2 protein-coding genes are annotated in these 1,428 nt (G+C 54.0%); both read right to left on the reverse strand.

Annotated elements, in window-relative coordinates:
- Positions 1 to 782: transposase family protein (locus DW49_RS0123590; RefSeq protein ID WP_477742856.1), on the reverse strand; the 782-nt coding region annotated here is incomplete at its 3' end.
- 4 nt (positions 783 to 786) lie between these two features.
- Positions 787 to 1,347 carry a recombinase family protein gene (locus tag DW49_RS0123595; RefSeq protein WP_005782565.1) on the reverse strand — a complete coding sequence of 187 codons (561 nt, stop codon included), beginning with the start codon at positions 1,345 to 1,347 and terminating at the stop codon, positions 787 to 789.
- Between the last annotated feature and the right edge of the window lie 81 nt (positions 1,348 to 1,428).

Here is a 1,428-nt window from a genome sequence, read left to right on the forward strand (position 1 = left end):
CACTCGATGCCGAGCGCCTGCATGACGTTCTGGAAAACGCGACGTTTGGCCACGGGGCCGTTGTCCAGGTAGATCATCTTGGGACGGCCTTGGAACGGAAAGGTCGGGTCAGCCTTCGGTACCATGGCGTTGAACAGAAAGCGCAGCGCCGTTTCCGCGTCTTCACCGTAAACGCAGTGGTATTCCTGGTAAGCCACACCGCTGCGGTCATCTACCACGCTGAACAGCATCAGCGTTGGTTCACCCTTGCTCAGGTCAATCCATTCAGGCTTTTCGATGTGCTTGAGGTCGGAAGGCGACAGGTCGAATTGCCAGCAGTCATTGCTGTGCTCAGCCTGAAACCGAACGGCAGGCGGTTGCCGCAATAATCGCGACTGATTCAGGAGCCAGCGACTGAGGTATTCATTCACCGTGCTACGGGTCAGAATACCCTTGGGTGCCCTGACCAAGCCTTGCTCAGTTTCCACCCCGTAATCTTCTAACAGCTCGATAGCGCGGCGAGTGGAAAGGTGCCGCCCTTGCTTGTTCGTGGTACGTATTTTGAGCGCAGCGATCAGCTCGCAGTAGCGTTCCAGCTGGGCCTGCTGTAATACACGCGGCTTACCGCGATCGGCACGGTGGACCGCATGGGGTTTATGAATGAGGTTCAGCGCCCGGTACACGGTGCTAGGGGACACGCCGTACAACTCAGCTATTGCGGCCACTTGTGTAGCCCGCTCCGGGCTTTTCTTTGGCAAGCGGTCGAGCCGTTGCCGCAATTGCAGCAACGAGTCAACAGGAATGGAACTACGCTTGGCGTCCATTTTGAGCTAGAGCTCGATACACTGAAGCGCGACCAACGCCAAGCTTTCGAGCAATTTCTGTGGCACCTAGATTTTCTTCCGTCCATAAGCGCTGAACTTCCAGCGGGTCAATCGACGGTTTGCGGCCCCGGTAAACACCACGAGCTTTAGCGTCAGCAATTCCTTCAAGCTGCCGTTCGCGTCGTAGGTTGGTTTCAAACTCAGCGAATACGCCCAGCATGTCCAAAAATGCTTTTCCGGCTGCGCTCTGCGTATCGATTGGTTGCTCCGTCGCCTTGAGACTAACCCCACGTTCTTTGAGTGTATAAACGATGTCTTGAAGATCCTTGATGCTTCGTGCAAGACGATCAACACGCGTCACCACTAATGTATCGCCAGGGCGTAGAAAATCGAGCAGTGTTTTCAACTCCGTCCGACCAACCCGGCTAGCTCCGCTTTTTTTCTCGGCACGCACGACATCACAACCCGCTTCACGCAAAGTTTTTTCTTGCAGAACGAAATCTTGATCGCTTGTGGAAACACGAGCGTATCCGTAAAGGGCCATCGTCAAGTTTGTCTCTTTAGGCTCTAGTGTGCTGTCTCAAAAATAAATGCTCTGTAAAATCGTCTATTCTTGCTCGTTGAT

Source organism: Pseudomonas avellanae BPIC 631, assembly GCF_000444135.1.
Taxonomy (GTDB): domain Bacteria; phylum Pseudomonadota; class Gammaproteobacteria; order Pseudomonadales; family Pseudomonadaceae; genus Aquipseudomonas; species Aquipseudomonas avellanae.

What these genes read in the sequence shown, in the direction of transcription:
- DW49_RS0123595 (WP_005782565.1), bottom strand. Translation starts at nt 1,347, where the DNA reads ATGGCCCTTTACGGATACGCTCGTGTTTCCACAAGCGATCAAGATTTC.